Genomic DNA, 24,544 nt, shown 5'->3' on the forward strand with positions numbered 1-24,544 from the left:
GCTTACCTCTTGCCCTTGGGCGCGCCCGTGCGGGGACCGGAGGGCTTGCCACCCGGGCCGCCGGAGCGTGGGCCACCTGCAGGGCGTCCGCCCGGCTTGCCGCCGAAGCTTTTGCCGCCACCAGGCTTGCCGCCAAATGACTTGCCAGCAGGTTTGCCAGCCGGCTTGCCGAAGGACTTGCCAGCGGGCCGATCACCAAAGGGACGATCGCCCGCAGGTCTCGCGCCGCGCGGCTTGTCACTGAAAGGCCTGTCGCCGGCCGGACGCTCGCCCCGGGGGCGATCATCACGGGGACGGTCATCACGCGGTCTGGCGTCACGAGGGCGGTCATCACGGGCGCGGTCTGGCGTGAACCGTTCCGTACGCGGACGATCCGGTTTGTCGCCGAAAGGTTTGCGAGGACCACGATCGCCAAAATCCTTGCGGGGTCCGCGGTCGCCGAAGTCCTTGCGCGGACCTCGATCTGCACCCTCGCGACGTGGACCGCCGGGCGCGCCTTCGCGGCGAGGGCCGCGGTCTTCGCCTTCACGACGCGGTGCGCGCTCGGCGCGATCGCCGAAATCGCGCTTGGGGCCGCGATCCGCCCCCTCACGACGAGGTGCACGATCATCACCGTCGCGGCGGGGCGCACGCGCGCCAAAACCACCGGGCTTTGCACCACGATCACCACCGCGACCGCCGGGCTTCTGATCCGGGCCGTCGGCGCGGATCCAATCGCCCTCCTCGTCCCGGGCGCGGGTAATCTGAACGGTGGACGTCGGACGATCGTCGAAGCGTTCGGCAGGCTTTGCGCCGCGCGGATCGGGCTTGCGACGGGCAGCCGCTGCTGCCGCCTTCTCGCCGAGCGGACGAGCGCCAGGCGCCATCCAGACATTGGCGGTGCGGCCCTTGGTGTTGCCTGCCGGGCGCTTCGGCTTGTCGGAGAACTTGTCGCCTGTTTTCGCACCCTCGTCGCGGCGGGTGTCGAGGCGTCCGAGTACCTTCTCGCGGCGGTCGCCCTTGTCGGACCAGTCTTTCGGCGCGCGCTTCTTTTCGGCCGGACGCTCGTCGCGGCCCCAATCCGGCTTCGCCTCGCGGCCAGGCTTCTTCGCCGACGCTGCAGGAGAGTCCTCTTCGTCGATCTCGGCCCCATGGGCATAGATCGGAGCATCGAAATTGGCCTTGGATTCCTCGATCAGGCGCGGGCCCAGCTGGTCGCGCAACATGCGGCCGCGGACTTCGAGCACCTTGCCTTCCGGCAGGTCGCCAAGCTGGAACGGGCCATAGGAGATGCGGATCAGGCGGTTGACCTCGAGACCGAGTGCGCCGAGCACGTTCTTGATCTCGCGGTTCTTGCCTTCGCGCAGACCCATCGTGATCCAGACATTGTGGCCCTGCTTGCGGTCGAGGGTCGCATCGATCGCGCCGTAGAGCACGCCGTCGACGGCAATGCCTTCCTTCAGCGCATCCAATGCCGGCTGGTCGACCTCACCATAGGCGCGCACGCGGTAGCGGCGCAGCCAGCCGGTGGTCGGAAGTTCGAGCACGCGGGCAAGGCCGCCGTCATTGGTCAGAAGCAGCAGGCCCTCTGTGTTGATATCGAGGCGGCCTATCGACATGACGCGCGGCAGCTCTTCCGGCAGGTTCTCGAACACTGTCGGGCGGCCTTCCGGATCGGAATTGGTGGTCACCAGGCCGGCTGGCTTGTGATAGAGCCAGAGGCGCGTGCGCTCGATGCCGCGGATCGGCTGGCCATCGACCTCGATCGTGTCGGCAAGCGTGGCGTTGTGGACCGGGGTCTCCAGCACCTTGCCGTTCACGGAAACGCGGCCTTCCATGATCATGCGCTCGATATCACGGCGCGACGCGACGCCGGCGCGGGCGAGCAGCTTGGAAATGCGTTCGGGCTTCATCGTCTCTTCGCCGGCGGGCGCATCGGCGCGCGGCGCGCGGGCGGGCTTGTCTGCTGCGGCTTGGGACGGCTTGGCGGACGGTTTTCTGGTTTGCGGCTTGCCGCTGCGGTCGGAGGACTGTGCCCCCGGACGCCTGGACTTGTCTTTGAATGTCATTTGTTGTTTGCCTGTCGTTTGGGCTGTCGTATCAGGTCGCGCGGCTCTGGTTAAGTGGAAAGTTCGTGCATGGGGAAGACAAACGGCTTCATGGAGGCGGCCTTCGAGGAGGCGCGTGCGGCCGGCGCGCGCGGCGAGGTTCCCATCGGCGCCGTGGTGGTGCGCGACGGCGAGATCCTCGGGCGGGCGGGCAATGAGTCCCGGGCGCTCAGCGACGTGACCGCCCACGCGGAAATCCTCGCCATTCGCCGCGCGGCAGCAGCTGTCGGAGACGAGCGTCTCATCGATGCCGATCTCTATGTTACGCTCGAGCCCTGCACGATGTGTGCGGCCGCGATCTCCTTTGCCCGAATTCGCCGACTCTATTATGCTGCGCAGGATATCAAGGGCGGCGGTGTCGAGAACGGCGTGCGCTTTTACCAGCAGCCGACATGCCACCATATTCCGGAGGTCTATTCCGGCATTCGCGAAAGCGAGGCCGCGGACCTGTTGCGGAACTTCTTTCAGGAAAGAAGGGATTGATGATCTATGTCCTGCTTCCCGTGTCGATTGCGGCCATGGCTGGTATCGCGATCTGGGCCTATCGCAACGTCGCTCCCGATGCCGAGCGGCTGCCGATGCAGTGGTCTTTACGCGGCGAGATCAACTGGCGGGCGCCGCGCCTGATTGCGATCGCGGTAACCCCGCTGCTGATGCTGGCACTGATCGTCGCGATTTTCATCTTCTCGCGCCATGATCATGCCGAGCGGAACATGGCACTCCTGTGGATCTCCGTTCTGGGGCCGGCGCTTCAGGCCCTGCACATGGCATTGGTGGCGCGGACGGCCGAGAACGGGGAGTGAGCCAACCTCACTCGGCGCCGGCAAAGGCTTTCAGCTTGTCGCCGGCCAGGCGGTAGCGGATCCATTCGTTCTGCGGCTCGGCACCGACAGCGTCGTAGACGCGAATGGCAGGTTCGTTCCAGTCGAGCACGCTCCATTCGAAGCGGCCGCAGCCTTTCGCCACCGCAACCTTTGCCAAATACCGGAGCAGAAGCTTGCCGGCGCCTGATCCGCGGTGATCGGGCGAAACATAGAGATCCTCAAGATAAAGGCCGTTTTTCGCCTGCCAGGTGGAATAGCTGTAGAACCAGACGGCAAAACCCGCCGGGCGTCCATCATGCTCCAGAATCACCGCTTCGGTGACCGAGCCCTCGCCGAAAATCGAGGCGCGGATCGTTTCCTCCGTCGCCTCCACCTCATGGCCCGCCTTTTCATAGACGGCAAGTTCGGTGATGAAGCCGAGAATGATCGCGGCATCGTCTGGAGTTGCTGGACGGATGGTAAAGGACATGGGTCTACCTCAAGCAAAAGGGCAGGTCGTTTCCGCCCTGCCCTGAAATTCACGATGTCGGAGAAAACTTACTGAAAGGGCATCCACCAGGAGCTGCCCTGACGCGCTGCCTTGGCTTCGGCCTTGCGGCGCTTTTCCTTCTTCAGTTCCGGTTCGCCCAGATCGCTCAGAGCCACGTCCTGGGTCTGACGATATTCGGTCGGCGGATCGGAGAGAAGACGACGCTGGTCGATATAGGCGCCCTTCTGCAGCGCGCGCGCATCACGGAAGGCCTGCCATTTCTGGGTCTCGGTCATCGTGCCGGCCGTGCCGTAACCGGCAAGCAACGGCGAGCGATAACGCGGGTTGTCGGCATTGGCGTCGGCCTCGGCAACGAGACGTTCGCGGGCCTCTTCCGGCGATTCAACCCATTCAGGATTATTCTCGCGGCTGGCAACCGACTGCTGCGGCGCGACGAGCCCGGCCGTCTGCGCACCACCCGGTGGCAGCACGAGATCCGGGCGCGGATTGTACTTGGTGCCCTTGTTGGCGGGCTCGCGCGGCGCGAGCGACACGGCCGAGCCAACGTCGTCCACCAGCTGCTCCATCGCCGTCTTGTCGGTGCCATAGGTCGGGCTTCCGACGCAGCCGGACAAGCCTGCCGTGACGCCGAAGAGGCCAACCAGACCGAGGCCAACTCTGAACAGATATGCCGAATTCATGAATGCCTACCAGCCTCGCCGCAGTTTCATCAGTCATGCCGAATGCTAGCGACCAGCCCTGCCGGTCGATTTCGGCCAATTTCAGGCAGTTTTACCGGATGACCCGCAAAAGCGCAAATCATCCGGTCACATTTCCTCAACCTGCCCTTACCCGGCCGTCTGAGCCAGTTCGCGCAGCGCCTGAGCATCACGGGTCGAGACGTCAGGATAGTCAGGATCGGAACCGACATCCCTAGTGATCTTCCAGGAGCGGGCGCACTTGGTGCCTTCGGCCAGCTTCGGCTCAACAGCGACCTTGGTGCCATCGTCCAGACGGAAGGCTTGATCAGGGCCTTCACCCGAGACAACCTGGATATCCGAGGTGATGCAGATCTCGGCGAAGTCGAGACCGTCGAGCGCCTTCAGGAGCTCGGCATCCGCCACATGCACAACCGGGGCTGCTTCCAGCGAGGAGCCGATGCGCTTTTCCTTGCGCTCGATTTCCAGGGCACCAGTGACGGCACGACGGATGGCGCGAACGCCCTTCCACTTTTCAGCAACCGCGTCGTTCGACCAGTCGGCCGGCACGGTCGAGAACTGTTCGAGATGGACCGACTCGGCGTTCGGATCGCGCGAGAGCCAGGCCTCTTCGGTGGTGAAGGGCATCATCGGCGCAAACCAAAGAACCAGGCAGTCGAAGAGCTTGCGAATGACGAAGAGGGCCGAGCGGCGCTTCAGGCTGGACGGGGCGTCGCAGTAGAGCGTGTCCTTGCGGATGTCGAAGTAGAAGGCCGAGAGCTCGACATTGGCGAAGTCGCTGAGAGCGCGGACGATGCGCTTGAAGTCGAATTCGTCGTAACCCTTGCGGACGATCTGATCCAACTCGGAGAGCCGATGCAGCATCAGCTTTTCGAGTTCCGGCAGATCGGCATAGGCAATCTCGTCGCCATGGTCGTGGGCGAGCGTGCCGAGCATCCAACGAACAGTGTTGCGGATCTTGCGGTAGCTGTCGATATTGGTCTGGATGATCGTCTTGCCGAGGCGCTGGTCTTCCCAGTAGTCGGTGTTCATCACCCAGAGGCGCAGGATATCGGCGCCGGACTGGCTCATGACTTCCTGCGGCGTCACCGTGTTGCCGAGCGACTTCGACATTTTGCGGCCGTCTTCCGCCATCGTGAACCCGTGGGTCACAACGGCATTGTAAGGCGCGCGGCCGCGGGTGGCGCAGCTTTCCAGCAGCGAGGAATGGAACCAGCCGCGATGCTGGTCGGAGCCTTCGAGATAAACATCGGCCGGCCACTTCAGATCCGGGCGATCTTCCAGCGTGAAGGTGTGGGTCGAGCCAGAATCGAACCAGACGTCGAGGATATCAGTGACCATCTGCCACTTCTCGCCGTCATGCTCGCCGGCGAGGAAGCGGTCCTTGGCGCCTTCGGCAAACCAGGCATCGGCACCTTCGACTTCGAAGGCTTCGAGGATGCGGGCGTTGACCTTCTCATCCTGCAGCACATTGCCTTCGGCATCGGCGAAGACGCAGATCGGCACGCCCCATGCTCTTTGACGAGAAAGAACCCAGTCCGGGCGCTGCTCGATCATGGCGCGGAGACGGTTCTGGCCACCAGCGGGGACAAAACGGGTCTGGTCGATAGCGTTAAGTGCGCGGGTGCGCAGCGTCGTGCCGTCGGCAAGGTCCTTGTCCATGTAGACGAACCACTGCGGCGTGTTGCGGAAGATGACCGGCTTCTTGGAGCGCCAGGAATGCGGGTATTCGTGCTTGATGCGGCCACGGGCAAAGAGGTTGTTCGCCTTGATAAGAGCGTCCATGACGCGCTTGTTGGCGTCGCCCTTCTTGCCGTTATCGTCAAGCACGCGGGCGGCACCGCCTTCGGCGGACGGGCCGAAACCGGGAGCGTCTTCGGTGTAGAAGCCGGCGTCATCCACCGGGAACGGGATCTTGGTGTCGATGCCACGGGCTTCGAGGGCGCGGACATTGGCCATCCAGGCTTCAAAGTCTTCGCGACCGTGGCTTGGTGCGGTGTGGACGAAGCCGGTACCGGCGTCATCGGTGACGTGGTCGCCGTCGAGCATGGGGACGGCGAAGGTGTAGCCGAGGTCGGCCAGCGGATGGGCGCAGGTGATCGCGCCGAGTTCAGCACCGGTCACATCGCGGACGAGCTTGAAGATCACCTTGGCCTTGGTCGCGGCATCTTCGGCAAGGCGCTTGGCGAAGATCAGCTTCTCGCCCGGCTGCGGGCCGAAATCGTTCGTGGCCTCGGTGATTTCGTAGAGACCGTATTCGATCTTCGACGAATAGGAGATCGCGCGGTTGCCCGGGATGGTCCAGGGCGTGGTGGTCCAGATGACGACGGAGGCGGATTTCAGCTCGTCAGCGCCTTCAACCACTGGGAACTTCACCCAGATCGTGTCGCTCTCGACTTCGGCATATTCCACTTCGGCTTCGGCGAGCGCCGTGCGCTCGACAACCGACCACATGATGGGCTTGGAGCCGCGATAGAGCTGGCCGGACATGGCGATCTTCAGGAGTTCGCCGGCGATGCGGGCTTCCGAGTGGAAGGCCATGGTGGTGTAGGGATTGTCGAAGTCACCCTCGATGCCGAGGCGGCGGAACTCGTCCGACTGGATGTTGATCCAGCCTTGCGCGAACTCACGGCATTCCTTGCGGAATTCGTTGACCGGGACTTCGTTCTTGTCCTTGCCCTTCTCGCGATACTTTTCCTCGATCTTCCACTCGATCGGAAGACCATGGCAGTCCCAGCCAGGCACGTAGTTCGAGTCAAAGCCGCGCATCTGGAAGGAGCGGGTGATGACGTCCTTCAGCACCTTGTTCAGCGCATGGCCGATATGGATGTTGCCGTTGGCGTAAGGAGGGCCGTCATGCAGGACGAATTTCTCGCGGCCGGCGGCAGAGGCGCGCAGGCGCTTGTAGAGACCCATCTCCTTCCACTTCGCCGCCATTTCCGGCTCCTTCTGGGGAAGGCCGGCGCGCATCGGGAATTCGGTTTCGGGCAGGTAGAGGGTCTTGGAGTAGTCGGGTTTCTCAGGGGTATCGGTCATGGATCAGCCATCGGATGGGGCGACCTCAAGCGGTCGCGGAATTATGTCATGGATTGGCGGCAAGCGGGCGATGGGCTTGAAACCCAGCGCCAAAAACCCGGACCTTCCCGCAGCTCTTCAAGCCGCCGGGAGGGCCGGGCCAATAATTCGAATGATCCGGGCCGCCGAAAGATACGTCATGGCCGCGTTCTTTAGGGGTTTTTCGCGCCAAAAGGAAGGGGCAAGATGGGCGAGATGGACAGGTCGACGGGACATGCCTAGACTGTGTTCATCACCCCATGTCAGCGGGCCACACAGGATCAGGGCGGAGATGGCATGACACGCAAAGCGCAGCTCCAGGTCCACCTAGACGCCAAGCTCGCCGATGATTTTGCTGCTGCGGTCACAACCGCACAGACGTCGGAAAGTGAAGTTCTGCGGGAAATGGTGCAGGATTATGTCGAACGGCAGAAGATCGACAGCAACTATCGTCAATTTTTGGAGGCCAAGGTTGCGCGTGGTCGCGACGAAGTGGCAGCAGGAGAGGTCGTCGCGGCGGACGATGCCGAGCGGATGTTTGCGGAGCGCAGGGACCTGGCTCTCAAAGCGAGCCGCTCATGATCGTTCGATGGACGCGCCAGGCCATTCGTGACCGCGCTTCCATCTTCGACTACCTCGTGGCGAAGAATCCGCTGGCCGCACTGTCCATCGACCACAGCTTCGAACAGGCTGCCATCCAACTTGGCCAATTTCCCCATTCCGGCAAAATCGGCCTGATCCCTGGCACCCGCGAACTTCTGCCGCATCCCAGCTATCGTCTCATTTATGAGGTGACTAACGGCCAGCTGGCCATCCTCGCGATCGTCCAGACCTCACGGCAATGGCCACCGACTGGCCGCGACTGACGCAAACCGCCGCTTTTACTCGCCGCCGTCTGCCTCGACGACCGCGCGCAGGGCATCGTTGATGCGGTCCTGCCAGCCGGGGCCGTCCTTCTGGAAATGGGCGAGCACTGCGCTGTCGAGCTTGATCGAGACGAGTTCCTTGACGTCGGGTGCCGCGCGGCGCTCGACCACCGGGGCTGCCGGCTTTTTCACGGGCTTAAACAGTGCCTCGGCGGCATCCTTGGGGTTCACGGGTCTGCGCGGCGTCATGGCCATGGGGTGCCTTTCGGGCTGTCTGAAGTGATTTGCTGGGCCGCACTAGGCGTCAATGTGTCCCGGGCGTCAAGCCGTGATGGCCGCCTTGCCATCCGACCCTCTCAGCTCGACCGGCCGACCGCATCGGCAAAAAAATCTGCCTTGGCGAGCCTACGGGCGATCAGAATGCCGACGAGCAGGGCGGCCACGAAGATGGCGGCCGACGCGTGCCCGAGGCCGAGTACGGGGATCGAGGCGCCGGGGCAAAAGCCGGCAATACCCCAGCCAATGCCGAAGATGGCGGAGCCGCCGATCAGCTTCGCATCGATGGCGCTTGCCTTGGGCAGACGGAAAGACTGGTCGAAGAGCGGCTTCTCGCGCATCCGGAAGAGGATAGCATAGCCGGGAGCTGCGACAGTGAGCGCTCCGGCCATGACGAAGGCGAGGCTCGGGTCGAAGCCACCAGCGAAGTCGAAGAAGTTCAGCACCTTGGCGGGATTCGCCATGCCCGAAAGGGCGATGCCGGTTCCGAAGAGGGCACCGATGAGGAAGACGAGAAGGAAACGCATCAGATTGCGACCCCGAAGACGTGACGGATGACGAAGACGGTGAGCACGGCGAATGCCATGAAGGTGGCGGTTGCTGCAATCGAGCGACGCGACAGGCGCGCCATGCCGCAAATGCCGTGGCCCGAGGTGCAGCCGGAGCCGAAGGTGACGCCGATGCCGGCCATCAGGCCGCCGATCACCAGGGCGGTGGTGGAAACCGGAACCGAATACTCGACCTCATAGCCGCCGAGCGTCAGGGCAAGCGGCGCTAGGATCGCCCCGGCGAGGAAGGCGGCCTTCCATTTCCAGTCCGAGCCGAGCGGCGGAAGGATACCGCCGATGATCGCGGTCATGCCGGCAATCCGGCCCCAGGTGAGCATCAGGAGAAGTGCCGAGAGGCCGATCAGCAGGCCGCCGGCAAAGGACATCAGGGGGGTGAATTCGGTCAAGACAAACTCCGGAATTGCCGTTTCGACACGGGGATCAATCACATAGGGGCATCCATATGTGAGGCAATGCCGGGCGGCAATTCAAATTGGCGAGACCGAGTTGCCTCAGAACGCGATGGCAGCGTCGAGGGCGCCAATTGGCTTGACGCCTGAAAGCAATGCCCTCGCTTCGTCCGCATCCTTGCGGATCTGTGCCACCAGGGGATCCAGCCCGTCGAACTTCCATTCATCGCGCAGGAAGCCGAAGAGCGAGACCGAACAGATTTCGCCGTAGAGATCGCCGGAGAAGTCGAAGACGAAGGTTTCCAGCCAGGGATCGCCATTGCTGGTGACGGTCGGGCGATAGCCGAAGCTTGCGACACCGTCTCGGATGATGCCGTCGGGACGGCGGAAGCGCACGGCATAGATGCCGGGCCGGAGCGTCGCTTCCGGTGGGAGATGCATGTTGGCGGTCGGGAAGCCGAGCGTACGGCCAAGCTGCTGGCCCTTCATGATTTCCGCCTCGACCGTATAGCGATATCCGAGGAGACCAGCGGCTTCCGAAACGTCGCCCTCGGCGATCAGGCCGCGGATGCGGCTCGAGGAGATGACTTCGGTTCCCTCGTCGCGGAAGGCATCCACAAGGCAGACACCAAAGCCGTGACGGCTGCCAGCCTGCATGAGATAGGCGGGGCCGCCTTCCCTGCCCTTGCCAAAATGGAAATCGAAGCCGGTCACGACTTCTTTTGCACCCAGCCAGTCGCCCAGGATCGACTGGACGAAATCCTCGGCCGAGCGCTGCGAGAACTCCCGGTCGAACGGATATTCGATGACCGAATGGAAGCCCATGGCTTCCAGGATGCGGGCGCGAAGAGGCGGCGGCGTCAGACGGAAGACCGGCTTGTCGGGATTGAAGACAGTGCGCGGATGCGGCTCAAAGGTGAGGACCAAGGCGGGAACGCCAAGCGCTTCCGCGCGCTCCAGCGCACGGCTCAAGACTGCCTGATGACCGCGATGCACGCCATCGAAATTGCCGATCGCCACCACGCCACCGCGCAGGGCAGCCGGCACCGGCTCTTTCTTCTCATTGCGGTGAAAGACGGTCATCGCAGGTCCCGCCTCATGCCAGCCTGTGCATCCAGTATTGCGGCGCGACCTTCTCGCGGTCGAGGAAGAGCTTGAGCCTCGCCTCGTCGGTCACGTTGTTCGTCGCGTAGTCGGCGGCGTGGATGCCGCCCGAGATGTAGAGAAGGTCGATGCCTGCATCCACCGCGCCCTTGACGTCGGTCGGCATGCCGTCGCCGATGGCGAGCACGCGGGACTTGTCGAACTCGCCGCGAGCTTCGCGGGCAGCCGCCAGCGTCGCGTCATAAATCGGGCTGTGGGGCTTGCCGGCAATGCGGGTCTCGCCGTCGAGTGCGGTGTAGAAGGCAGCGACTGCGCCAGCGCAAGGGATGATGCGGTGGCCACGCTCGACCACGAGATCGGGATTGGCGCAGATAAACGGCACCTTGCGGGCGACGAAGGCGGTCAGCATGTCGCGGTAATCTTCCGGCGTCTCGACTTCATCGTCGAAGAAACCGGTGCAGACGACGCAATCGGCTTCTTCCTTTGACACCACCTCGACGTCGAGACCGTCGAAGAGCGGCATGTCACGCTCGGGGCCGAGCAGGAAAACCTTCTTCGGGCCGGCGGCAATCAGTGTCCGGGTCACGTCACCCGAGGTGACGATGCGGTCATAGGCGGTATCCGGCACGCCGATGGCGCGCAATTGCGGGATGACGCCGATGGCCGGTCGGGGCGAGTTGGTGATCAGCACCACCGTCAGCCCCTTTTCGCGCGCCGCCGTCAGCGCTTCGCCGGCAAGCGGAAAGGCATCGATGCCGTTGTGCAGCACGCCCCAGACATCACAGAGAATGACGTCATAGGAGCCGGTCACGTCGCCGAGGGTGGAAATGCTGCGGGTCATCGTCTGTCCTGACTGGTCAAAGTGTGACCGTTGACATGGCAAAGGACGGGCGGCAAGGCAAGGGGCAAGCGTGATGGAGATCGAAATTGCTCCGGCTTCTCGCACCGCTTCAGAGCAGGAAACGCGCCGCAAGGCCAAGCGCTGCGGCGGCCAGAAGCGTCTTGCCGATGCCAAGGTGGAAGCGGAAAATCATCACTGCAGAGAGGACGGCGATGACCAATGCCTGCCAATCGAGGGTCGACCAGACGGGTTGGGGTACCGATAGCGTGAGTGGTCCGAAACTGGCGATCTTGGTCGGTTCCACCTGCATGAAGATCACGTGCAGCGCGAACCAGACCGCCAGGTTGAGGATGACGCCGACCACGGCAGCGGTGATGGCGGAGAGCGCTGCGCTGAGGAGCCGATTGCCGCGCAGTCGCTCGATGTAGGGGGCGCCGGCGAAGATCCAGATGAAGCTTGGGATGAAGGTGGCCCAGGCGGCGATCAGGCCGCCGAGGAGACCGCCAATCAACGGGTCGAGCCCGCCGCTTTCGCGGAAGCCGGCGAGAAAGCCGACATAGGAGAGCACGAGCACCAGCGGTCCTGGCGTCGTTTCCGCCAGCGCCAGGCCATCGAGCATTTCGCCGGGTTTCAGCCAGGCATAGTGATCGACGGCGACCTGGGCGACATAGGCGAGCACAGCATAGGCGCCGCCGAAGGTGACGAGCGCCATCTTCGAGAAGAAGCTCTGGATTTCGGGAAGTGCCGTTTCCGGCAGCAGCAGCCACAGAAGTGGCAGGGGTGCGAGCCAGACGGCGACCCAGAAGAGGAGCGTTGCGAGTTGGCTGAACAGAGGCGGACGGACGCCAATCTCTTGCGAGTTCTCTTCCGCCGCAGATGACGCGCCCCGCGCATGGAGCAGGCCGATCAGGGCAGCCGCAAGCACGACGAGGGGGAACGGCACCGAGAAGAGGAAAAGGGCAAGGAATGCACCTGCGGCCAGCCATCGGTGGAAGCTTGTCTTCAGGGCCCGCTTGCCGATGCGGATGACGGCTTCCACGACGATTGCAAGCACTGCGGCCTTCAGGCCGAAGAACAGGCCGGCGACAAGGCTCGCCTCCTGATAGAGCGCATAGAGCGTCGAGAGGCCGAGGATGACGGCGAGGCCTGGCAGAACGAAAAGAAGGCCGGCAACGATGCCGCCGCGCACGCCATGCAAGAGCCAGCCGATATAGGTGGCGAGCTGCTGGGCTTCGGGGCCAGGCAGGAGCATGCAGTAGTTCAGGGCATGGAGATAACGGGCCTCGTCGACCCAGCGTTTTTCCTCGACGCAGATTTTATGCATCAGCGCGATCTGCGCCGCCGGGCCGCCGAAGGACATCAGGCCGATACGGGCGAAGGCGGAGACGAGTTCGGGAAATGTCGGCTTGATGTCGCTGATCTTGTCCGGGGTTCCGACCGCAATGCTCATGGCTTTCCCTCACTGCGCGGACCGCGAACGATCCAGTCATGCTTTTCATCCATGGCGTCACGTGCCCATCGATAAAGGGCATCATAGATCACGAGCCCCTGCTCCAATTGTTGAAGGTCGTTGGCATGAAGCCTCGACAGCCCAAGCGATACCGCCAGCAGGCCGGCGGCCTCCGGCGCGAGATCGAGCCGGTTGGTATCGGCGGCACGGACGATGCGTGCCAGTGTCTGAAGCGCGGGCGTTTCCAGCCCGAATTCGGCAAGCATGGTGTCAAAGGTGCAAAGCTCGCCACGATGGCTCCAGAAGCCTCCCTCCATATCGAAAGGTAGCCCGTCAAACCTCTCGGCAACGGCGTCCACCTCCGAGGGAGACACGAAGAGGAAGCGGGCGAAAGGATCAACGAAACGGCGGATCAGCCAGGGACAGGCGATCCGGTCGATCTTTGGCCGGTGGCGCGTAACCCAGAGTGTCCCACCGGTGTGGATCGGAAGACGCGCCAAGGGAACGCACGGAAGGCCGGCCTCAGCCCAGCCCAGCGTGCCGCCCTCCAGAATTTCTGCAGATATGCCCTGCAGGCGGAGATGGGCTGCCACGCCCTCACTGAGCTTTCGCCCCTTCTGGCAGATGACCACGACCGGGGATTTGATCTCTGTCGCCCAGCGCTCGACCGTCCTGTAATCACGGCGTACGGCGGTGGGCAAAAGGAAGGGATCGGCTTCGACATCCTCGTCGACGCGCACGTCCACGAGAAGGGGCGACTGGGATGATCCAAGCAAGCGAAAGAGTTTGTCTGCGAAAATTGCGCCAAAGGGTGCCATGGTCGAGGTCCGTTGTCTGGAGAAGGACGGATGCGAAATTCCGGCATGGCGCCTCATGGAGGTTTCGCGCACTCCACGACTGAACTTTTTCAGATCTGGATGGGACTGTCAAACAGTTCAACGGCTTGCATGGCCATCGCATTGGCCCTCAGCATCAGGGTGCTGCCGCCCACCGCGTTCGTCGGCTGAAGGCGTCTCAGAAAAGAGCACGGAGCGCGGATGATTTTCATCGACGCGCTTGACTCGTCCGCAGGCTGTTCTTATCTCAGCCTCGCTGGCACTCTCCAGGGGGGAGTGCTAACAAATTCCGATGCGATGCCCTCCAGGGATCGCGAGTGTCATTTGATCGAGGGATTAGACAATGGCAAGCACCAATTTCCGTCCGCTGCACGACCGCGTTGTAGTCAAGCGCGTCGAGTCCGAAGAAAAGACCAAGGGCGGCATCATCATTCCTGACACTGCCAAGGAAAAGCCGGCTGAAGGCGAAGTCATCGCTGTTGGCCCGGGCGCCCGCGACGAAAGCGGCAAGCAGGTTGCTCTCGACGTCAAGGTCGGCGACCGCGTCCTGTTCGGCAAGTGGTCCGGCACCGAGGTCAAGCTCGATGGCGTCGACCTGCTGATCATGAAGGAAGCCGACATCATGGGCGTCATCGGCTGATTTCAGCGCGATCACCCCTCTTCCTTTTTAACCAAGTCAACAATGGGCTAGAAGCCCGGGAGTTTGAACATGGCTGCTAAAGAAATCAAGTTTGGCCGCACCGCGCGCGAAAAGATGCTGCATGGCGTCGACATCCTCGCAGACGCCGTGAAGGTAACGCTCGGCCCGAAGGGTCGTAACGTCATCATCGACAAGTCCTTCGGCGCACCGCGCATCACCAAGGACGGTGTATCGGTTGCCAAGGAAATCGAACTGGAAGACAAGTTCGAGAACATGGGCGCCCAGATGGTCCGCGAAGTTGCTTCGAAGACCAACGACATCGCCGGCGACGGCACCACGACCGCAACCGTTCTTGCCCAGGCCATCGTTCGCGAAGGCAACAAGGCCGTTGCTGCCGGCATGAACCCGATGGACCTGAAGCGCGGTATCGATCTGGCCGTTCTCGAAGTCGTCAAGGACCTTCAGGCCAAGGCCAAGAAGATCTCGACTTCGGAAGAAGTTGCCCAGGTCGGCACGATCTCGGCAAACGGCGATACGCAGGTCGGCAAAGACATTGCCGAAGCCATGCAGAAGGTCGGCAACGAAGGCGTTATCACCGTCGAAGAAGCCAAGACCGCTGAAACCGAACTCGAAGTCGTCGAAGGCATGCAGTTCGACCGCGGCTACCTGTCGCCCTACTTCGTGACCAACCCGGAAAAGATGGTCGCCGATCTCGACGACGCTTACATCCTGCTGCACGAAAAGAAGCTCTCGAACCTCCAGGCCATGCTGCCGGTTCTCGAAGCCGTCGTTCAGACCGGCAAGCCGCTCGTCATCATCGCTGAAGACGTCGAAGGCGAAGCTCTTGCTACGCTCGTCGTCAACAAGCTGCGTGGCGGCCTGAAGATCGCTGCCGTCAAGGCTCCTGGCTTCGGCGATCGCCGCAAGGCCATGCTGGAAGACATCGCCATCCTGTCGGGCGGCACTGTCATCTCGGAAGACCTCGGCATCAAGCTCGAGTTTGTTACCCTCGACATGCTCGGCCGCGCCAAGAAGGTCTCGATCACCAAGGAAAACACCACCATCGTTGATGGTGCTGGCCAGAAGTCGGACATCGAAGGCCGCGTTGCCCAGATCAAGGCGCAGATCGAAGAAACCTCTTCGGACTACGACCGCGAAAAGCTGCAGGAACGTCTTGCCAAGCTCGCTGGTGGCGTTGCCGTCATCCGCGTTGGCGGCTCGACCGAGATCGAAGTCAAGGAACGCAAGGACCGCATCGACGACGCGCTGAACGCAACGCGCGCCGCCGTTCAGGAAGGCATCGTACCGGGCGGTGGTACCGCTCTGCTGCGTTCTTCCACGAAGATCACCGTCAAGGGTGCAAACGACGACCAGGAAGCCGGCATCAACATCGTTCGCCGCGCTCTCCAGTCGCTGGTTCGCCAGATCGCCACCAACGCTGGTGACGAAGCTTCGATCATCGTCGGCAAGATCCTCGACAAGAACGAAGAGAACTACGGCTACAACGCCCAGACCGGCGAATTCGGCGACATGATCGCCATGGGTATCGTCGATCCGGTCAAGGTTGTCCGTACGGCTCTGCAGAACGCAGCTTCGGTTGCTTCGCTGCTGATCACGACCGAAGCCATGATTGCCGAGCTTCCGAAGAAGGAATCTGCTGGCGGCATGCCGGGCGGCATGGGCGGTATGGGCGGCATGGACATGATGTAAGACCCATCGGGTCTTACCATCGGGTCCATCAAAGCCGCCCATCACTCTAAGTGGTTCAGCGCGTCAAGCGCGCTGAACAGGCGGCATGGACATGATGTAGGACCCATCGGGTCTGACATCTGAGCCATCCGGTTCAGTCTTTCGGAAGGGCGGCCCTTGGGCCGCCCTTTTGCTTGGGTGCCGCGCAAATGCCCAAAATTGGAGCGGCGACTATTGGCTCAGTGCGCTTGACACAAAACTGTCCCCTACTTCATGGTACGCACAATCACTCGGAAGAAGTGCCCCCTAACGGGAACGACCTCTTCTCTTAAATCTCTTATTTTATTTTATTCTAATATTTGTCTATATTGCATGGCTCAAGAGTCTTGTGCCAAATTCAGACATGAGCCGTTTTCAGGCGAAATAAATCATGGTATCCATTCTATTACTTCCGGGGCACTCAACGTGTTCTTCTTTGACCTTCTTGTGGGGGAAGGTCAAAAACCTGGCGGGTGCAGCAAGCGTCGCCACGGTCAAAGACATGGCTGCGGTCGGATCAATTTGCGGCGATTGACTTCGTCCAGGTCTGTCGGTCGGTCGGCCGCCGGATCTGGATCACGATGCTGTGCAGGCTCGATCAGGGGCGAGTGGGCACGGTGATTGCGGTGGCCGATTTCACCGCGCGATGACCTGAGAGGCGGGATCGTTCTTTCGGGGGGTGCCGGCCGAGGCCGGATGGGGTTCGGCTGCGGGGTTCACACACTCCGGGCCGGGGAAATTGGGGCCAGCGCTGGCTATCGACTTGGGGAACGCCTTGTTCAAAATAGCAAATGCCAATCTTGCGACCACCTTCAGGGTGAGCGAACAGGATGGAAACGGCCTGCTGGGGCAGCACGCCTGCCGCTTCGGGCTGTCCGAGGACTGGACCGGCGACCTGACCAACGGCCTGCTGAAACTCGGGAACCATGCACGCAACCTGCATGGCCTCGAAAACCATGAATGCGGTCTGCTGACCGTGATGCGCTGCTATGATCAGGCCGATCGCGGCCACATCCTTCGACTGTTCGAGCAGGCGGCCACGCAGCCGTCGCGCTTCTGCTATTCGACGACCATCGTGGCTGGCGCACAGCACCGGCAACCGGTGTTCTGTATCGGCGAATCCTCCGGATTCGAAGGCAGCGGCGGCAACATGGTCGGGCTGTTCATCTTCCCGCGTTTCCAACTGCCAACGACAGCATCCGTCATGCCGAGCTGAGCGCTCGCAGAGATACGGGAGAAGGCGCCGCGTCCGGCACCTTCTCTCATATAGTCAGTCTCGCGCCGGAATGTTCAACCCCTTCTGGCTTGCGGGACGCGCTTCGGCACGCGCCCACCAGTCTAGCACTTGCGGGAAGTCGGCAAGGCCGAGATCGGTTTCACCGGCATAGAAGATCTTGAGCGCACGCACCCAGGGCCATGTGGCGATATCGGCGATCGTATAGTCCTCGCCCGTCAACCACGGTGCCTTTTCGAGCTGAGCCTCCAGCACGCCCAGGAGGCGGCGGGTCTCGTCACGGTAGCGCTCCGCCGGATAGGGATTGTTCTTCACCTTGTCGGCGGCGAACTTATAGAAGTGGCCATACTGGCCGAACATCGGCCCGACACCGCCCATCTGGAACATCAACCATTGCAGGACCTTGTAACGGGCAGCCCCGTCCTTGGGCAGCAACTTGCCGGTCTTGTCCGCGAGGTAGATCAGGATCGCGCCGGATTCAAAGATGCCGATCGGCTCGCCGTCCGGGCCATTGGGGTCGATCAGGGCCGGTATGCGACCATTCGGATTGAGCGAGACGAATTCAGGGCTCTTCTGCGCGTTACTGCCGAAGTCCACCAGATGCGGTTCATAGGCGAGCCCGAGCTCTTCCAGAGCGATGGAGACCTTCACACCGTTCGGCGTCGGCAGGGAATAGAGCTGGATAATGCCGGGATCGGCGGGCGGCCATATGGCGGTGATGGGAAAGGTCGAAAGATCTGCCATGGGGGAGGCTCCGTTGCGGTTTGAACAGGACAGAGGTAGGGAGCGCGGGTGGCGGCGGAAAGGGTTCGCGGAGAACGAAACCGCCGTGAGCGTTTCATTTTTGTGAACGATCAGTCAAAGACTGTTTACCTATGCCTGCGACAAAAAAGCATGCATCAAGGCGGCACTGACTGAGGCCGCCACCGATGGGGGTTTCAGCGTCAACGCTCAACGGAGTTCCCCCATGTCCGCGACCAATAACGGCCTTCTCGTTCTCGTCCGTATCCTTCTCTCCTTCATGTTCATCATGTCCGGCTTCGGCAAGCTGACCGATCCGGCCGGCACTGCCGGCATGATCTCCGGCGCCGGCCTGCCTGCCGCCGACCTCCTGGCCTATGCCGCCGGCCTCTATGAGCTGGTTGCCGGTCTCTTCATCCTCGTTGGCTTCCAGACCAAGGTCACTGCCTGGACCATTGCACTCTTCTGTGTGTTCACCGGTCTCGTCTTCCATTCCGGTACGGTTGCCATCGAAGGCTGGCCGGAAGGTGCTCTCGGCTGGATCAACACGCTGAACCAGATCATGATGATGAAGAACATCACGCTGGCCGGCGGCTATATCGCGCTCGCCATCGTCGGCGCCGGCGCCTACTCGCTCGACGCCCGCCGCGGTTCGGCCCAGGCCGTCGCTGCCTGATATCCCTGCCCCACAAGGCAAAAAGAAACCCGCTGGAGCGATCCGGCGGGTTTTTTTTCGTGTCGTGTGGTTGAAGCCCCTCATCCGCCTGTCGGCACCTTCTCCCCGCAAGCGGGGAGAAGGCAGCTAGCCCGACCGTGTCCGTCAGAGGGTCAGGGTGAGGGGCAATCTCAAGTGAGATTTAAAGCGCGCCGCGCACGGCCTCAACAATCCGCCCGATCATCGCATTACCCTCGTGCTCCGGCTTTCTCGCCCTGACAAGGCAGGCTTCGGAGCGCAGGATCACGCCATCGGACAGCACCTTCAGGTGGTTGGCGCGCAGCGTCGAGCCCGTCGACGTGATGTCGACGATGATGTCGGCCTGGCCGGCAGCGGGCGCGCCTTCGGTCGCTCCTAAGCTTTCGACGATGCGATAGAGCTGGATGCCGTGCTGGCGCGAAAAGTGCTGCTGCGTCAGGCGCCAGTATTTGGTGGCGATCGCGAGGCGCCGGCCATGGCGTGTACGGAATTCGGCGGCGACATCGCCGAGGTCGGCCATGGTGTCGACGTCGTACCAGACCTCGGGAACGGCAACGATGACATCGGCATGGCCGAAGCCCAGGCGGGCGGAGATTTCGACACGGGCGTCTGCTTCGGCAAGCCCCTCGCGGATCAGGTCTTCGCCGGTGACGCCGAAATCGACGGTGCCATTGCCAATCTCGCGCGAGATTTCGGAGGCCGAGAGATAGGCGATCTCGACATCGTCGAAACCTTCGACGCGGCCGCGATAGGAGCGATCATTGCCGACGGCAACGATCTTCATGCCGGCCTTTTCGAAGATGGCGGAGGCATCGTCCTTCATGCGGCCCTTGGAGGGCAGACCGATGGTGATGGTCATGACGCGCTCCTCTCGCTCTCAATTCGATCCAGCCAAAGCGAGAAGCCGACGGCCGGGATATGCGTCTCGGCGCCAAGTAGGGTGAGTAGCCGGTCGAAACGACCGCCACCGGCGAGGACGGCGGGTTTGTCCTTCACCGCCACCTCGAAAACGAGGCCGGTGTAATAGTCGAGCGGGCGACCGAAGGCGGCGCGGTAGGTGATCAGGTCGAGATCGACGCCGGTGCTGGCGAGTGCCGCAACGCGCTCGTCGAAGCGGCTGAGAGCTTGCCCGAGCTTCAGGCCGGCGGCATCGGCAAAGCCGGCAAGGGCTGCGGAGGCATCGGCAAGCGGCAGTTCGAGCGAGAGGAATTCTCGCAGCAGCAGCAGGGCCGCACCATCGAGCCGCGTCTCCGAGAGCTCCAGCTTCTCCTTCAGGCGACGGGCGATTTCGGCGGGCGTGCGGCTGGCATTGGTGAGATAGCCGGTTTCCTGCATGGTCGCATCGATATGGGCGATCAGAGCCTCCTGGTCGCCGCTTGCGAGCAGGGCGGAAACCTCTGGGTCGAGCCCTGGAACCGGCGTCGGGGTCGCAAGCCGGCGCAGGAGTTGGTCGATCTGATCGGGATTGCCAAAGGCCTGGATCAGGCGCTTCTGCCAGCCGGCCGGCAGGCCGAGAGCCTTGACCACGGCTTCGAACACTGACTGATCGCCGAGCGTGACCGCCAGCGGCTTGGTCGGTAGCAGGCGGGTGAGGATGGCGACGCTGTCTGAAATCGCGCGGGCATCCGAGGCGGCAACGGCGATGTCCCCGAGATCCTCGATGCCGGCCTGATAGAATTCCTGGGGGCCTTCGCGGCGCTGGCGGAAGACCTCGCCGAGATAGGCATAACGCTTCGGGGTGCCGGTCGCGGTTTCGATGTGGCGCAGGCAGACGGGGATGGTGAATTCCGGGCGCAGGCAAAGGCTTTCGCCGCGCTCATTTTCGGTGAGGAAAATGCGCCGGCGCAGATCCTCGCCCGCCATGTCGAGGAAGGGGGCAGCCGGCTGGATCACGGGCGTGTCCACCCGCGTGGTGCCGCGCGAGACGAATTCCTGCAGGATGGTGCCGGCGAAATCGGGCATGTCGGTCAGGGGCATTCTTGGCGTCCTGCGATTTGGGAAAGTTGCCCCTCATCCGCCTGCCGGCACCTTCTCCCCGCATGCGGGGAGAAGACGAAGGCCGCAGCGTTCCGGCCAAGCACCTTCGGCGCTTGGGGCACGTCCCCTCTCCCCGCTTGCGGGGAGAGGGTTAGGGTGAGGGGCAAGCTTCGCATAGGGTGCTTTATCCCTTCGCCCGACGACGATCTTCCGCCTGGGCGGCCAGGATTTCCTTGACCTTGGCCACCAGCTCGGCCTCGGCCACGACTTCCTGCGCCACGCGGGCCTCGCGCCATTCGGCGTTGTCGGTGATCTCGCCGGAGAGACGCTTGCCCTCGATCAGGTCCTTGATCTGGACGACGCCTTGCGCGCGCTCGTCGCCGCCCTGGATGATGGCGATGGGGGCGCCACGGCGGTCGGCATATTTCAGCTGGTTGCCGAACTTCTTCCAGTTGCCCTGGTACATTTCGGCGCGGATGCCTTCGGCCCGCAGCTGCTGCGTGAAGCGCTGATAGCGGCCCATGCTCTCGACATCGCCATCCATGACGGTGACGAGGACCGGCCCCAGAACGTCGTCCTGGCCGAGCTTGCCGAGGTTCTTCAGCGCCGTCATCAGACGCGAGACGCCGATGGAAAAGCCCGTGGCCGGCACCGGCTGGCCCATGAAGCGCGAGACCAGGCCATCGTAGCGACCACCGCCGCCGACCGAGCCGAAGACGACCTTTTCGCCCTTTTCGTTTGTGACGTCGAAGGTGAGTTCGGCTTCGAAGACGGGGCCGGTGTAGTATTCGAGACCGCGGACGCAAGACGGATCCAACCGGATCCGATCCGAACCGTATCCGGCGGCCTCGACCAATTGGCCGATGTTGTCGAGTTCCTCAACACCCTGCCGACCAACTTCGGATCCCATTACGGAACCATACAATATGTGGAGAAGGCCGTCGTGATCGCTCCCAATGGGCTCAAGAAGTTTGATGATCCTGTTGATGTGCACTTCGGCTAGTTGCACACCCTTTGTGAAATCACCGGACTCATCTTTTCGACCATCTCCGAGAAGCAGACGGACGCCCGGTTCTCCAAATTTGTCAAATTTATCCATGGCCCGCAGCACGCCCAGGCGACGTCCCGCATTCTCCTCGCCGCCGAGGCCGATGGCCTCCATCACGCCATCCAAAACCTTGCGGTTGTTGACCCGGATCACATAGTCGCCGCGCTTGATGCCGAGCGCTTCCAGCGTGTCGGCCATCATCATGCACATCTCGGCGTCGGACTGGACGCCCGGCGCGCCGACGGTGTCGGCATCGAACTGCATGAACTGGCGGAAACGGCCCGGGCCGGGCTTCTCGTTGCGGAAGACGTAGCCGGCGCGATAGGTGCGGAACGGCAGCTGGATTTCCTGGAAGTTCTCCGCGACATGACGGGCCATGGGCGCGGTCAGGTCATAGCGGAGCGACATCCACTGTTCGTCATCGTCCTGCAGCGAAAAGACGCCTTCGTTCGGGCGGTCGCTGTCGGGAAGGAACTTGCCGAGCGCATCGGTGTATTCAAAGAGCGGGGTCTCGATCGGGTCGAAGCCGTAGCGCTCATAGACCTCGCGAATGGTCTCCATCATCTGGTTGGCGGCGCGGATGTCGGCAGCCTCGCGATCGACGAAGCCGCGCGGCAGGCGGGCCTTCAGCTTCTGGGGCTTCTTGTTCTTATCGCTCATGATGACAACCGGAATTCTCGTTTCAAAAAGGTGCCGGTGTCTTAGAGGATCAAGGATTTGGCGGCAAGGGCGAAGGCGGGCGGGGACGAGGCCCGATGCTGGAAAATGGGCGGGTGCGGTGGTATGTTTGCACGCGAAACCAGAGGCTGGACCGATGAACAAGCGCGTTACCATCCAAATTCCGGGTGATCTGTATCGGGTTATCTCCCGGTATGGAGACCTTCATGGGCTCGATCCGGATGACTACGCGACGATGGCGCTGCAGCGACATCTGGAGGACCTCCAGGATATCGCCGCCGCAGAAGCGGCGATGAAGGCCATTCAGAGCGGTGAAGACCGCGTTGTGAGTTCGAAAGAATTCTGGCATGGCCTGGACGATTGAGTATCGCCAGCCAGTTCGGAAATCACTGGAAAACTTGACCCAGTTTCTCGCAAGCGCATCCGGAAATTCCCAGAAGAGCGCGTGGCCGGGCTCGATGATCCCAGACAAATCGCCGATCGCCTGCAGGGCTCTGAGCTGGGTCAGTTCTGGCGTTACCGTGTTGGCGACTACCGCATCATCTGCGATATCCAGGACGGCAAACTCATCGTGCTTGTGGTCGAGATCGGCGATCGCAGCACCGTCTATCGGTAAGACATGATCCTTGAAGCTCTGAATTACGCCGCGACATGGCCGCTGACCTCGGCTGGCCATCGTCCGTTCATCCGTTCCTCCGTCAATCTCTGGGCGCGTGCCAATCGCTGTCGTGCGGCGTGGGCCGAGCACGAGCGCCGGACGAAGGCGGCCATTCTCGAGGCTGCGCAGGCGTGCCGGCAGCGGCGGACGGTGGTGGTGCTCGGTTCCGGGCTGTTGCGGGATGTGCCAGTGACCGAGCTTTCACGGCTGTTCGACACGGTCGTGCTGGTCGATCTCGTGCATCTAGCCAGCGTAAGAAGCTGGCTCACGGTCAAGCGGTTGAAGAATATCCGGCTGATCGAGCGGGATCTTTCCGGGCTGGATGCGCTGCTTGCCGGCCAGCCTTTGGAGCCGCTCGCGTTTCTCCGACAGGTGCCCTATCTCGATCTCGTCGTCTCAGCCAATCTGCTGTCGCAGATCGGGATCGGCATGAGCCGGCGTCTCGAAGGTCACGCCGAGGAAGAAGCGCTGATCCGTCAGGCGATCGCCGCGCATGTCGAGGGGCTGGCACAGGTTTCGGCCGAGACCTGCCTTGTGACAGACGTGAGCTGCACCGTAAACGACCGCTCCGGAGATGCGCAGGAGACTGTAGACCTGATGCACGGCGTCGATACGGGCGCAGTTCGGGAGCGTTGGGACTGGCCGGTGGTTCCCTTCGGTGAGGAAAGCCGCGACTATCAGATCGTGCATCACGTGATTGCGCATTGAGCGGCGGCACTGTCGGCCTTGTATTCGCCTCGATCCAGCATCATCTTCATCGCATGCAATTGCTCGCCCGCCTCCTGCTGCTGATCGCGGCTTTCGCCTATGGCACCATGCCGATGACCGGCATGTCGGTGATGGCAATGCCCGTGGCACATGCGATGGACGCCAGCGATCCGCATGGGACGGTTTCCGCACCCACGATCCAAGCCATGGTCGATGTCGATTGTCCTCATTCGGTCAGCCGTATGACGGTTGCCGATGGTGGTGATGCTAGTGAGCACAGCTCCAAGCCGATGAAGATAAGCTGGCATTGCTCAGCCTGTCTGACGCTGCCGGCCCTTCCCGTCGTTGCCGACAGCGGAAAGCCGGCGCGCGCCGCCGAAGCAGCCACTCTTGCGCCAAGGCTCGTGTCACAGCTGATGGCACCGCAGACGCCCCCTCCCCGCGCCTGATCCGATACACCGCGCGGCCTTGAGGCTTGCGCATTTCTCTCATCAGATCACTACAGGAGACTTCAATGCTTAGGAACATTCTCGTTGCGGCGTCGCTTGCGACCGCGCTTTCCGCCTCTGTCCTTGTTGCGCAGGACAATACCATGCATCAGGGGCATGACATGTCAGCCATGGGCCACGGCATGATGGATGAAAGCCCATCCTCCAAGGCCTTTGCCGAGGCCAATGCCAAGATGCACAAGGACATGGCCGTGCCGCTCACCGGCAATGCCGATGTCGATTTCGTGCAGGGCATGATTCCGCACCATCAGGGTGCCATCGACATGGCGAAGATCGTACTCGAGCACGGCAAGGATCCCGAGATCCGCAAGCTGGCCGAAGAGGTGATCGCTGCCCAGGAAGGTGAGATCGCCATGATGAAGGCCTGGCTTGCCAAGAACGGGCAGTAAGCTCTCAAACCCATATAGAAACTGTGATGGCGCCTTCGGGCGCCATTGCTTTGCCC

27 protein-coding genes and 1 pseudogene are annotated in these 24,544 nt (G+C 62.3%); 13 read left to right on the forward strand and 15 right to left on the reverse strand.

Translation table 11 applies throughout. The annotated features are described in order from the left end of the window. Nucleotides 1–2 precede the first annotated feature (2 nt). Nucleotides 3–2,048, reverse strand: coding sequence for a pseudouridine synthase (locus tag SJY08_RS13565; protein WP_377276241.1), 2,046 nt, complete (start codon nucleotides 2,046–2,048; stop codon nucleotides 3–5). Between the two features lie 69 nt (nucleotides 2,049–2,117). Here SJY08_RS13565 and SJY08_RS13570 point away from each other — a divergent pair, with 69 nt between their 5' ends. Beyond that, nucleotides 2,118–2,570 (forward strand): nucleoside deaminase, encoded by a 453-nt coding sequence (locus SJY08_RS13570; RefSeq protein ID WP_069042050.1) that lies wholly within the window; start codon nucleotides 2,118–2,120, stop codon nucleotides 2,568–2,570. Then, entirely contained in the window at nucleotides 2,570–2,890 is a 321-nt protein-coding gene (locus SJY08_RS13575) for a hypothetical protein (RefSeq protein ID WP_069042051.1), read from the forward strand. Before SJY08_RS13570 ends, SJY08_RS13575 begins: the two co-directional genes overlap by 1 nt. Nucleotides 2,891–2,897: 7 nt before the next feature. On the opposite strand, the gene SJY08_RS13580 is transcribed toward SJY08_RS13575, so the two are convergent. The 3 genes from SJY08_RS13580 to ileS form a co-directional block, all read right to left on the reverse strand. Next, nucleotides 2,898–3,380 carry a GNAT family N-acetyltransferase gene (locus tag SJY08_RS13580; RefSeq protein ID WP_300888799.1) on the reverse strand — a complete coding sequence of 161 codons (483 nt, stop codon included), beginning with the start codon at nucleotides 3,378–3,380 and terminating at the stop codon, nucleotides 2,898–2,900. Between the two features lie 68 nt (nucleotides 3,381–3,448). Further along, the gene (locus SJY08_RS13585) at nucleotides 3,449–4,081 is read right to left on the reverse strand and encodes a hypothetical protein (protein WP_069042053.1); all 633 of its coding nucleotides are present in this window, start codon (nucleotides 4,079–4,081) and stop codon (nucleotides 3,449–3,451) included. Between the two features lie 147 nt (nucleotides 4,082–4,228). Beyond that, nucleotides 4,229–7,135 carry an isoleucine--tRNA ligase gene (gene ileS / locus SJY08_RS13590; RefSeq protein WP_377276245.1) on the reverse strand — a complete coding sequence of 969 codons (2,907 nt, stop codon included), beginning with the start codon at nucleotides 7,133–7,135 and terminating at the stop codon, nucleotides 4,229–4,231. A 315-nt stretch (nucleotides 7,136–7,450) separates the two neighbouring features. Here ileS and SJY08_RS13595 point away from each other — a divergent pair, with 315 nt between their 5' ends. After that, the gene (locus SJY08_RS13595) at nucleotides 7,451–7,735 is read left to right on the forward strand and encodes a ribbon-helix-helix protein, CopG family (RefSeq protein WP_377276247.1); all 285 of its coding nucleotides are present in this window, start codon (nucleotides 7,451–7,453) and stop codon (nucleotides 7,733–7,735) included. Beyond that, nucleotides 7,732–8,019 (forward strand): type II toxin-antitoxin system RelE/ParE family toxin, encoded by a 288-nt coding sequence (locus SJY08_RS13600; RefSeq protein ID WP_377276249.1) that lies wholly within the window; start codon nucleotides 7,732–7,734, stop codon nucleotides 8,017–8,019. The genes SJY08_RS13595 and SJY08_RS13600 overlap by 4 nt, the downstream gene beginning before the upstream one ends. Nucleotides 8,020–8,034: 15 nt before the next feature. On the opposite strand, the gene SJY08_RS13605 is transcribed toward SJY08_RS13600, so the two are convergent. The 7 genes from SJY08_RS13605 to SJY08_RS13635 form a co-directional block, all read right to left on the reverse strand. Next, on the reverse strand, nucleotides 8,035–8,274 hold the full coding sequence (locus SJY08_RS13605; RefSeq protein WP_006726600.1) for a BrnA antitoxin family protein: 240 nt from the start codon (nucleotides 8,272–8,274) through the stop codon (nucleotides 8,035–8,037). 101 nt (nucleotides 8,275–8,375) lie between these two features. Beyond that, nucleotides 8,376–8,822 (reverse strand): DUF6691 family protein, encoded by a 447-nt coding sequence (locus tag SJY08_RS13610; RefSeq protein ID WP_377276251.1) that lies wholly within the window; start codon nucleotides 8,820–8,822, stop codon nucleotides 8,376–8,378. Continuing rightward, complete coding sequence (locus tag SJY08_RS13615) at nucleotides 8,822–9,250, reverse strand: YeeE/YedE family protein (RefSeq protein WP_377276253.1); 429 nt, start codon at nucleotides 9,248–9,250, stop codon at nucleotides 8,822–8,824. Before SJY08_RS13615 ends, SJY08_RS13610 begins: the two co-directional genes overlap by 1 nt. A gap of 105 nt (nucleotides 9,251–9,355) precedes the next feature. Next, nucleotides 9,356–10,336: a bifunctional riboflavin kinase/FAD synthetase gene (locus SJY08_RS13620; protein WP_377276255.1), complete on the reverse strand. Its 981-nt coding sequence runs from the start codon at nucleotides 10,334–10,336 to the stop codon at nucleotides 9,356–9,358. Nucleotides 10,337–10,349: 13 nt separating this feature from the next. Beyond that, nucleotides 10,350–11,198: a TIGR01459 family HAD-type hydrolase gene (locus tag SJY08_RS13625; protein WP_377276257.1), complete on the reverse strand. Its 849-nt coding sequence runs from the start codon at nucleotides 11,196–11,198 to the stop codon at nucleotides 10,350–10,352. Nucleotides 11,199–11,307: 109 nt separating this feature from the next. Further along, the gene (gene chrA / locus SJY08_RS13630) at nucleotides 11,308–12,648 is read right to left on the reverse strand and encodes a chromate efflux transporter (protein ID WP_377276259.1); all 1,341 of its coding nucleotides are present in this window, start codon (nucleotides 12,646–12,648) and stop codon (nucleotides 11,308–11,310) included. Then, nucleotides 12,645–13,466, reverse strand: coding sequence for a chromate resistance protein ChrB domain-containing protein (locus SJY08_RS13635; protein WP_377276261.1), 822 nt, complete (start codon nucleotides 13,464–13,466; stop codon nucleotides 12,645–12,647). The genes chrA and SJY08_RS13635 overlap by 4 nt, the downstream gene beginning before the upstream one ends. A gap of 361 nt (nucleotides 13,467–13,827) precedes the next feature. On the opposite strand from SJY08_RS13635, the gene groES reads away from it, so the two are divergent. From groES to SJY08_RS13650, 3 genes are all read left to right on the forward strand, one after another. Continuing rightward, on the forward strand, nucleotides 13,828–14,124 hold the full coding sequence (groES, locus tag SJY08_RS13640) for a co-chaperone GroES (RefSeq protein ID WP_054148802.1): 297 nt from the start codon (nucleotides 13,828–13,830) through the stop codon (nucleotides 14,122–14,124). A gap of 69 nt (nucleotides 14,125–14,193) precedes the next feature. Next, nucleotides 14,194–15,834 (forward strand): chaperonin GroEL, encoded by a 1,641-nt coding sequence (gene groL / locus SJY08_RS13645; protein WP_377276263.1) that lies wholly within the window; start codon nucleotides 14,194–14,196, stop codon nucleotides 15,832–15,834. A 793-nt stretch (nucleotides 15,835–16,627) separates the two neighbouring features. Continuing rightward, nucleotides 16,628–17,068, forward strand: coding sequence for a hypothetical protein (locus SJY08_RS13650; RefSeq protein WP_082347604.1), 441 nt, complete (start codon nucleotides 16,628–16,630; stop codon nucleotides 17,066–17,068). Nucleotides 17,069–17,122: 54 nt separating this feature from the next. Here SJY08_RS13650 and SJY08_RS13655 read toward each other — a convergent pair whose 3' ends face one another. Next, a complete protein-coding gene (locus tag SJY08_RS13655; RefSeq protein ID WP_377276266.1) occupies nucleotides 17,123–17,830 on the reverse strand; it encodes a glutathione binding-like protein in 708 nt (235 codons plus the stop codon). Between the two features lie 223 nt (nucleotides 17,831–18,053). Here SJY08_RS13655 and SJY08_RS13660 point away from each other — a divergent pair, with 223 nt between their 5' ends. Beyond that, a complete protein-coding gene (locus tag SJY08_RS13660; RefSeq protein WP_054148798.1) occupies nucleotides 18,054–18,503 on the forward strand; it encodes a DoxX family protein in 450 nt (149 codons plus the stop codon). Nucleotides 18,504–18,684: 181 nt separating this feature from the next. On the opposite strand, the gene hisG is transcribed toward SJY08_RS13660, so the two are convergent. From hisG to hisS, 3 genes are all read right to left on the reverse strand, one after another. After that, nucleotides 18,685–19,380 carry an ATP phosphoribosyltransferase gene (hisG, locus tag SJY08_RS13665; RefSeq protein ID WP_377276268.1) on the reverse strand — a complete coding sequence of 232 codons (696 nt, stop codon included), beginning with the start codon at nucleotides 19,378–19,380 and terminating at the stop codon, nucleotides 18,685–18,687. Continuing rightward, the gene (locus tag SJY08_RS13670; protein ID WP_377276270.1) at nucleotides 19,377–20,498 is read right to left on the reverse strand and encodes an ATP phosphoribosyltransferase regulatory subunit; all 1,122 of its coding nucleotides are present in this window, start codon (nucleotides 20,496–20,498) and stop codon (nucleotides 19,377–19,379) included. Before SJY08_RS13670 ends, hisG begins: the two co-directional genes overlap by 4 nt. 184 nt (nucleotides 20,499–20,682) lie before the next feature. Next, nucleotides 20,683–22,206 (reverse strand): histidine--tRNA ligase, encoded by a 1,524-nt coding sequence (gene hisS / locus SJY08_RS13675; RefSeq protein WP_377276272.1) that lies wholly within the window; start codon nucleotides 22,204–22,206, stop codon nucleotides 20,683–20,685. 154 nt (nucleotides 22,207–22,360) lie between these two features. Here hisS and SJY08_RS13680 point away from each other — a divergent pair, with 154 nt between their 5' ends. From SJY08_RS13680 to SJY08_RS13700, 5 genes and pseudogenes are all read left to right on the forward strand, one after another. Continuing rightward, nucleotides 22,361–22,588: a CopG family transcriptional regulator gene (locus tag SJY08_RS13680; protein ID WP_377276274.1), complete on the forward strand. Its 228-nt coding sequence runs from the start codon at nucleotides 22,361–22,363 to the stop codon at nucleotides 22,586–22,588. Next, nucleotides 22,572–22,840 (forward strand): annotated as a pseudogene (locus SJY08_RS13685) (type II toxin-antitoxin system RelE/ParE family toxin). The gene SJY08_RS13680 and the pseudogene SJY08_RS13685 overlap by 17 nt, the downstream one beginning before the upstream one ends. 3 nt (nucleotides 22,841–22,843) lie before the next feature. Continuing rightward, nucleotides 22,844–23,590, forward strand: coding sequence for a hypothetical protein (locus tag SJY08_RS13690; RefSeq protein WP_377276276.1), 747 nt, complete (start codon nucleotides 22,844–22,846; stop codon nucleotides 23,588–23,590). Then, nucleotides 23,587–24,039 (forward strand): hypothetical protein, encoded by a 453-nt coding sequence (locus tag SJY08_RS13695; protein ID WP_377276278.1) that lies wholly within the window; start codon nucleotides 23,587–23,589, stop codon nucleotides 24,037–24,039. Before SJY08_RS13690 ends, SJY08_RS13695 begins: the two co-directional genes overlap by 4 nt. A gap of 65 nt (nucleotides 24,040–24,104) precedes the next feature. Then, a complete protein-coding gene (locus SJY08_RS13700; protein ID WP_069042072.1) occupies nucleotides 24,105–24,488 on the forward strand; it encodes a DUF305 domain-containing protein in 384 nt (127 codons plus the stop codon). The last annotated feature ends 56 nt before the right edge of the window (nucleotides 24,489–24,544 follow it).

The organism is Rhizobium sp. R86522 (genome assembly GCF_042466255.1).
Taxonomy (GTDB): domain Bacteria; phylum Pseudomonadota; class Alphaproteobacteria; order Rhizobiales; family Rhizobiaceae; genus Allorhizobium.

Bases quoted from the DNA above. Each gene is read 5' to 3' on its own strand.
- ileS (WP_377276245.1), bottom strand. From the start codon at position 7,135: ATGACCGATACCCCTGAGAAACCCGACTACTCCAAGACCCTCTACCTG.
- chrA (WP_377276259.1), bottom strand. From the start codon at position 12,648: ATGAGCATTGCGGTCGGAACCCCGGACAAGATCAGCGACATCAAGCCG.
- SJY08_RS13635 (WP_377276261.1), bottom strand. From the start codon at position 13,466: ATGGCACCCTTTGGCGCAATTTTCGCAGACAAACTCTTTCGCTTGCTT.
- SJY08_RS13690 (WP_377276276.1), top strand. From the start codon at position 22,844: ATGATCCTTGAAGCTCTGAATTACGCCGCGACATGGCCGCTGACCTCG.
- SJY08_RS13680 (WP_377276274.1), top strand. From the start codon at position 22,361: ATGAACAAGCGCGTTACCATCCAAATTCCGGGTGATCTGTATCGGGTT.
- SJY08_RS13670 (WP_377276270.1), bottom strand. From the start codon at position 20,498: ATGCCCCTGACCGACATGCCCGATTTCGCCGGCACCATCCTGCAGGAA.
- SJY08_RS13620 (WP_377276255.1), bottom strand. From the start codon at position 10,336: ATGACCGTCTTTCACCGCAATGAGAAGAAAGAGCCGGTGCCGGCTGCC.
- groL (WP_377276263.1), top strand. From the start codon at position 14,194: ATGGCTGCTAAAGAAATCAAGTTTGGCCGCACCGCGCGCGAAAAGATG.
- SJY08_RS13575 (WP_069042051.1), top strand. From the start codon at position 2,570: ATGATCTATGTCCTGCTTCCCGTGTCGATTGCGGCCATGGCTGGTATC.
- SJY08_RS13660 (WP_054148798.1), top strand. From the start codon at position 18,054: ATGTCCGCGACCAATAACGGCCTTCTCGTTCTCGTCCGTATCCTTCTC.
- SJY08_RS13570 (WP_069042050.1), top strand. From the start codon at position 2,118: ATGGGGAAGACAAACGGCTTCATGGAGGCGGCCTTCGAGGAGGCGCGT.
- SJY08_RS13625 (WP_377276257.1), bottom strand. From the start codon at position 11,198: ATGACCCGCAGCATTTCCACCCTCGGCGACGTGACCGGCTCCTATGAC.
- SJY08_RS13565 (WP_377276241.1), bottom strand. From the start codon at position 2,048: ATGACATTCAAAGACAAGTCCAGGCGTCCGGGGGCACAGTCCTCCGAC.
- SJY08_RS13595 (WP_377276247.1), top strand. From the start codon at position 7,451: ATGACACGCAAAGCGCAGCTCCAGGTCCACCTAGACGCCAAGCTCGCC.
- SJY08_RS13605 (WP_006726600.1), bottom strand. From the start codon at position 8,274: ATGGCCATGACGCCGCGCAGACCCGTGAACCCCAAGGATGCCGCCGAG.
- SJY08_RS13700 (WP_069042072.1), top strand. From the start codon at position 24,105: ATGCTTAGGAACATTCTCGTTGCGGCGTCGCTTGCGACCGCGCTTTCC.
- SJY08_RS13580 (WP_300888799.1), bottom strand. From the start codon at position 3,380: ATGTCCTTTACCATCCGTCCAGCAACTCCAGACGATGCCGCGATCATT.
- hisG (WP_377276268.1), bottom strand. From the start codon at position 19,380: ATGACCATCACCATCGGTCTGCCCTCCAAGGGCCGCATGAAGGACGAT.
- hisS (WP_377276272.1), bottom strand. From the start codon at position 22,206: ATGAGCGATAAGAACAAGAAGCCCCAGAAGCTGAAGGCCCGCCTGCCG.
- SJY08_RS13610 (WP_377276251.1), bottom strand. From the start codon at position 8,822: ATGCGTTTCCTTCTCGTCTTCCTCATCGGTGCCCTCTTCGGAACCGGC.
- SJY08_RS13600 (WP_377276249.1), top strand. From the start codon at position 7,732: ATGATCGTTCGATGGACGCGCCAGGCCATTCGTGACCGCGCTTCCATC.
- SJY08_RS13655 (WP_377276266.1), bottom strand. From the start codon at position 17,830: ATGGCAGATCTTTCGACCTTTCCCATCACCGCCATATGGCCGCCCGCC.
- SJY08_RS13585 (WP_069042053.1), bottom strand. From the start codon at position 4,081: ATGAATTCGGCATATCTGTTCAGAGTTGGCCTCGGTCTGGTTGGCCTC.
- groES (WP_054148802.1), top strand. From the start codon at position 13,828: ATGGCAAGCACCAATTTCCGTCCGCTGCACGACCGCGTTGTAGTCAAG.